Raw genomic sequence first — 4821 nt, 5'->3', positions numbered from 1 at the left:
GATAAATCCCATGTCTAGTATTTTTTCAATATTATTTAATCTATTTTCCCTAAGCGTAGTGCTTATCTTTTCAGCTTTTATGAGGTTGCCATCTTTTCCACATAGTCCAATAGCTGAACCACCAGCAGAATTTATATGCTGAACAATTTTTTTATTAATTGAACCACACAGTGCCATTTCAATGATTTTCATAGTGCTTTTGTCTGTAAGTCTGACACCATTTATAAACTTATCATTCATATCTAGCATTTTTAACACTAAGTTAATTTCATATTCTCCGTCATGAACTACTACCGGATTTATACCAAGCTGTTTCAACAGAACAACATTATGCGCAAAAGCACTAAGCAGCGTTTCATCTGAGATTATTACACTGCTGCATTTGATGATAAAAGTTTCGCCTACAAATTTAGGTATGTTAGACAGAACTTCAAATAATATTTCTGTTTTTTCCTTCAATGGCATCTTACCATTTAAAGATTCATCACTTTTCATTTTTTTATCTTGTAAATTTGAAAAACTCATCTCTTACCTTGGTGATTTTATGCTTAACACGAATGCTTATTTGATGAATTGATACATGTTCATTATTAACCCACTTTTGAGTATTTTCTAGAATAGCATTTAGACTTTCCTGATTCACTTTATCTATTTTTGTTAGCACAATATTAAAGTTAATATTATTACATATTAACCAATAAACAAAGTCTTTGTCTATTTCTTTTAATCCTACCTTGCTATCTATAAGCACAAACACTCTTTTTAGATTTCTCCTGTGAATTAGATAGTACTCAATTAGGTTTAAGTATTGTACTGCTTCTTCCTTGCTTGCACAAGAATAGCCATAACCCGGTAGGTCGACAATCCTAAACTTATCATTGTACATAGAGTAAAAATTTATTTGTCTAGTGCATCCAGGTTTAGAAGAAACTCTTGCAGCTTTTTTGCTGTTTATCAGCAAGTTGATTAAACTTGATTTTCCTACGTTTGATCTACCAGCAAATGCAATCTCTGGAGCCGACTCATCTGGTAATGATTTTTTGTCTGAAGCTCCAAATATGAAGCTGCAGATTGATGTTATCTGTTTTGCCATTATACTTAGGTAGAAATATTCGAGACAATTATAGTGTTATTGCTTGATATAAGAAATTTTTTATTTCAGTATATATTACTTACTTAAACAGCTGAAAACTAGACCTGTACTATATGGATATAGAGAATAATTTACAAGACTTAAAAAAAAAGTTTTCTGATGTAGAGAGAAATCTGGAAAACCCTACCAATTTGAGTCAAAAAGAATTCGTTAGTTTTTCAAAGGAATACTCTGAACTCAGACCAATTATCGAGATAATCGATGAATATAATATATTAAAAGAGGAAATTTCAGATTTAGAAGAAATCATGAAAGATGAGAACAGCGATGGTGATATAAAAGAGTTAGCAAAAGAAGAACTTCTTGAGAAGCAAAAGATAGTATTACCGAAAGTAAAAGCAAAACTAAAGTTGGCATTATTACCCAAAGATGAAGATGACTCAAGAAATGCAATATTAGAAATTAGAGCAGGCACAGGCGGAGAAGAAGCAGCATTATTTGCAGCGATGTTATTTCGTATGTATCAAAAATATGCAGAAAGAAGAAATTGGAAGTTTGAGCCAATAAGTATTTCTAATACAGGTATAGGTGGCTATAAGGAAGCTTCTGCACTCATTAATGGAACAGAAGTTTTTGCAAGACTGAAATTTGAGTCAGGGGTGCACAGAGTACAAAGAGTGCCAGAAACTGAATCCTCAGGAAGATTGCACACTTCCGCAGCTACTGTTGCAATATTACCTGAAGTAGAAGAGGTTGACTTTGAAATAGAAGAAAAAGATTTACGCATAGATGTTTATAGATCCAGTGGTCCTGGAGGGCAATCAGTGAATACAACTGACAGCGCAGTAAGGGTCACCCACTTGCCAACAGGGATAGTTGTAATACAGCAAGATGAAAAATCGCAGCACAAAAATAAGGCTAAAGCGCTCAAAGTGTTGAGAGCAAGGCTATACGAAATTGAAAGACAAAAAAAAGAAATGGAAAGGTCAACAATGAGGAAAAGCCAAATTGGTTCTGGAGATCGCTCTGAACGTATAAGAACTTATAACTTTCCACAATCAAGAATAACAGATCATAGAATTAATCTCACTTCACATCGACTAGAACAGATTATAAAAGAAGGTGAACTAGATGAATTTATTGAGGCATTGATTTCACGAAATGAAGCAGAAAGGTTGACTGGAGGGGGTAATGTTACTTTTTGATGGAAATTTGAAACAAAGCATAGGTATCAGGTTAAAAAGAAGTAAAGTTAGTTGTTCATAAGGTTGACAATTATTTAAATTTATACTATAATTAGCAGCTCTATAACTTACAGAAACCATGGAAGTTGACTTTAATCAATATGTTAATAGTAACACCTTAGAGTTAAATAATCTATATGTATATATGGAAAAGCTAGTAAACTTTTTACAGAAAAAGCAAAATATTACAAGCTTGACTTTATCTAATTGTTATATTGATGCTCAGTGCGGAGAAGTTTTAAATGAAGCATTAGAGAATATTAATCTTCCAAATATTACTGAGTGTAAATTAACTTCTAGCATTATTGGCGCAGAAGGCTCAATAGCAATCACTAAATTGTTAAAGAATGGTAACTTTCCAAATCTTATTAAACTTGATTTAATTTCTAATGATATTGATGTTGAAAGTGGAATAATATTAATGAGTGCGCTAAGGGGTAGTAGTTTTTCAAATATTAAAGAATTTAATTTACTTTATGACAACGTCTGCAACGAAGGCATAGCAGCATTACGTGAATCATAGAACAACAATATGCTTCCAAATCTTATTAAGTTTAGTTTTCCCTTTAGTATTACTAATGATAACAAAGATATGGAAATGTCAAACGAATACCTATTCGGTTAATAGCATCATATAGAAAAAGGCAAGTTACATTTATTTGTTGCTGCTCATAGAACATCCAAATTCAACTATAGACCTGCTAAAAGGTGTAGGAAATCTTACTGCTATTGACATTATTGCGAAAATTCCATCAATTGATAACTTCCTATTCTGTGTAAAAAAATAAGAAAGGAGAGGAAAAAAAGGATTAGTTTCTTTTATGATTATCCAAGAAGTCTAGTCTAAATTCAAGTTTTGTGAATAGGCCTAGCGCTTAAATTTTTGATTAAAAAGGGACAAGTTTAGTAAAAAATAATGATATTATAAGTGGAACATAAAATAGTCCCACTGCAGTACTAATTAGGAGCAATAAAGTAGCTTTATCTGGTTGGTAATTTAAAATATTAGCAAGTATTATACTGGATCCAGAAATTGGAATAATAGCCAGTAACATCAGTGCTTTATAGATGCTTTCATCATATATACCTGTAACATGCTTGTCTAGTAAGACAATTCCCAAAACAAATAACGGCCAGAATATGTACTTTGCTACAATAGTGGTCAAAGCAAGCTTCCAATCTACTTTAAAATTTGTAATTTGTGCAATACTTATTCCAAGCAGCACCATTCCTAATGTGATAAATGTACTTCTGATATTTATCATAACATCCGTCAAAAAAGTGGGTATTTGTATATCATATATACTTAAAAAGAAGCCTAGAATCATCGCATATAATGAAGGAAGTTTGAGTAACTTTAATATGCATTCTTTTGCAGTATAGATACCATTTGCAGCTATATAAAATCCCAAGCTATTTTCAAATAGTGCCATTCCTATGTAACAGACAACATACACAGACACTGAATCTTCATCAAATAAAGCCATGGCAATCGGTAGACCAAAATAACCCATGCTTGTGCTGCCCGAGCTAAACGCTAATATGTTTCTCGTGTTGTCCTTAAATAAAAAAGAAGAAAGATAATACACTGATAAGGACATAGTACTACCTATAAACCATATCAAAATCGGCAGAGAAATTACTTTTAAATTAACTTCTGTATGAGATACTCCGTATAAAATCACTATTGGATTAGCTATATAAAAGAGTATTTGAGATATAGTATTTCTATCAATTTTAAGATATCTTCCTGCTAAGTAACCAATAAGTATTGTAATGTAAATAGGTAATATTTTGAGGAAAAGAGTGAAGAACATACTAGCCTATTGTGATATCTTTGCTGATAAAGTGATATTAGATTTTAAGGTATTGTAAAAGCAAGTAAAATTTATTTTCCAATTAATCAAGTTCATAGTTAGTTAAAAAAGATTCACTGAGTGCCAAAATTTGTTCTTATATAGGACTTAATAATGATATTTTTATGACTAAATTATGTTAAGTTTGTATAAAGCTCCTTGTATATTTTTATAAGCCACTTTTAGTAATTTAGGTAGATTGTTGAAAAAACACTCATCTTGAATGGTTCTCAGGAATTCTTGCCTTAATCATTAAAATCGCACTATTACTTTCCATAATTTTTTTAAAGCCAACTTTTTCGTAAACACGGATTGCACAAACATTTGCTATACCTGGGTCAACAAAGGCATTCTCATAAACTTTAAAGACAAATTTGTTTAAAAATATATTCAAAGCTTGTGAACCAACTCCTTTACCTACATAATTCAGCTCTCCGATATACCAGTCTATAGCAGCACAACTTTCTGGAAGTTCTAAAGTGTTATAGATCTGTTTAGGTGGGAAATCATGTTTGTTGTAATATTGAATATAACCAATATCAACTCCATCACAATTAATAATGAATGCGTGCATTGGTTTTTCAATAATTTGTGTCTTAAATTTCAAACGTTTGAATCCTTTAACGTA

6 protein-coding genes are annotated in these 4821 nt (G+C 31.5%); 2 read left to right on the top strand and 4 right to left on the bottom strand.

Annotation, left to right across the window (positions count from 1 at the left end; genetic code table 11):
* Both ACJ5GX_RS01630 and yihA read right to left on the bottom strand, forming a co-directional pair.
* Positions 1-525 (bottom strand): amino acid kinase family protein (locus ACJ5GX_RS01630; protein WP_495292625.1); only part of this gene is annotated, 525 nt, incomplete at its 3' end.
* On the bottom strand, positions 500-1093 hold the full coding sequence (yihA, locus tag ACJ5GX_RS01625; protein ID WP_007302825.1) for a ribosome biogenesis GTP-binding protein YihA/YsxC: 594 nt from the start codon (positions 1091-1093) through the stop codon (positions 500-502). The genes yihA and ACJ5GX_RS01630, both read right to left, overlap by 26 nt.
* 113 nt (positions 1094-1206) lie before the next feature.
* On the opposite strand from yihA, the gene prfA reads away from it, so the two are divergent.
* Positions 1207-2298: a peptide chain release factor 1 gene (gene prfA / locus ACJ5GX_RS01620; RefSeq protein WP_007302826.1), complete on the top strand. Its 1092-nt coding sequence runs from the start codon at positions 1207-1209 to the stop codon at positions 2296-2298.
* A 118-nt stretch (positions 2299-2416) separates the two neighbouring features.
* Positions 2417-2860, top strand: coding sequence for a leucine-rich repeat domain-containing protein (locus ACJ5GX_RS01615; RefSeq protein WP_012481725.1), 444 nt, complete (start codon positions 2417-2419; stop codon positions 2858-2860).
* Between the two features lie 364 nt (positions 2861-3224).
* On the opposite strand, the gene ACJ5GX_RS01610 is transcribed toward ACJ5GX_RS01615, so the two are convergent.
* Positions 3225-4154 (bottom strand): AEC family transporter, encoded by a 930-nt coding sequence (locus ACJ5GX_RS01610; RefSeq protein ID WP_007302828.1) that lies wholly within the window; start codon positions 4152-4154, stop codon positions 3225-3227.
* 253 nt (positions 4155-4407) lie between these two features.
* Positions 4408-4821 (bottom strand): GNAT family N-acetyltransferase (locus ACJ5GX_RS01605; protein ID WP_495292624.1); only part of this gene is annotated, 414 nt, incomplete at its 5' end.

This window comes from Wolbachia endosymbiont of Tuta absoluta, assembly GCF_059414725.1.
This window is presented reverse-complemented; position numbering and strand designations above follow the sequence as displayed.

Bases quoted from the DNA above. Each gene is read 5' to 3' on its own strand.
- ACJ5GX_RS01610 (WP_007302828.1), bottom strand. From the start codon at position 4,154: ATGTTCTTCACTCTTTTCCTCAAAATATTACCTATTTACATTACAATA.
- prfA (WP_007302826.1), top strand. From the start codon at position 1,207: ATGGATATAGAGAATAATTTACAAGACTTAAAAAAAAAGTTTTCTGAT.
- ACJ5GX_RS01615 (WP_012481725.1), top strand. From the start codon at position 2,417: ATGGAAGTTGACTTTAATCAATATGTTAATAGTAACACCTTAGAGTTA.
- yihA (WP_007302825.1), bottom strand. From the start codon at position 1,093: ATGGCAAAACAGATAACATCAATCTGCAGCTTCATATTTGGAGCTTCA.